Origin of the sequence: Enterobacter cloacae complex sp. P43RS, from assembly GCF_014930585.1 — a bacterium.
GTDB classification, from domain to species: domain Bacteria; phylum Pseudomonadota; class Gammaproteobacteria; order Enterobacterales; family Enterobacteriaceae; genus Enterobacter; species Enterobacter bugandensis.
The window spans coordinates 1-892 of sequence record NZ_JADBRJ010000024.1; the positions used below are offsets into that span (position 1 = coordinate 1).

Consider the following 892-nt stretch of genomic DNA (forward strand, 5'->3'; position numbering starts at 1 on the left):
CCTTCATCGCCTCTGACTGCCAGGGCATCCACCGTGTACGCTTAGTCGCTTAACCTCACAACCCGAAGATGTTTCACTTCTGATTGCGAAAATTTGAGAGACTCGAACACACCATTAAAGATGTGTCGTTTCAATTTTCAGCTTGATCCAGATTTTTAAAGAGCAAAACTTCGCAGTGCACCTTTTCAGGTTCACTCTGAAGTTTTCTTGTGTTCGCAGTAAAAGATGGTGGAGCTATGCGGGATCGAACCGCAGACCTCCTGCGTGCAAAGCAGGCGCTCTCCCAGCTGAGCTATAGCCCCATCGTTTTGCCAACCTCTTCAAATTTGCTTCGCAAATTTGGTAGGCCTGAGTGGACTTGAACCACCGACCTCACCCTTATCAGGGGTGCGCTCTAACCACCTGAGCTACAAGCCTGTAGAGGTTTTTTACTGCTGTTTTTCATCAGACAATCTGTGTGAGCACTGCAAAGGCAGGTTCTTTAAGGTAAGGAGGTGATCCAACCGCAGGTTCCCCTACGGTTACCTTGTTACGACTTCACCCCAGTCATGAATCACAAAGTGGTAAGCGCCCTCCCGAAGGTTAAGCTACCTACTTCTTTTGCAACCCACTCCCATGGTGTGACGGGCGGTGTGTACAAGGCCCGGGAACGTATTCACCGTGGCATTCTGATCCACGATTACTAGCGATTCCGACTTCATGGAGTCGAGTTGCAGACTCCAATCCGGACTACGACGCACTTTATGAGGTCCGCTTGCTCTCGCGAGGTCGCTTCTCTTTGTATGCGCCATTGTAGCACGTGTGTAGCCCTACTCGTAAGGGCCATGATGACTTGACGTCATCCCCACCTTCCTCCAGTTTATCACTGGCAGTCTCCTTTGAGTTCCCGGCC

At 50.4% G+C, this 892-nt stretch carries 2 tRNA genes and 1 rRNA gene; all 3 read right to left on the bottom strand.

The features are described 5' to 3' along the window. Positions 1–226: 226 nt before the first annotated feature. Positions 227–302, bottom strand: a tRNA-Ala gene (locus IM294_RS21945). Positions 303–340: 38 nt separating this feature from the next. Next, positions 341–417: transfer RNA gene (locus IM294_RS21950), tRNA-Ile, on the bottom strand. 70 nt (positions 418–487) lie between these two features. Then, positions 488–892, bottom strand: a 16S ribosomal RNA gene (locus IM294_RS21955); the annotation flags it as partial.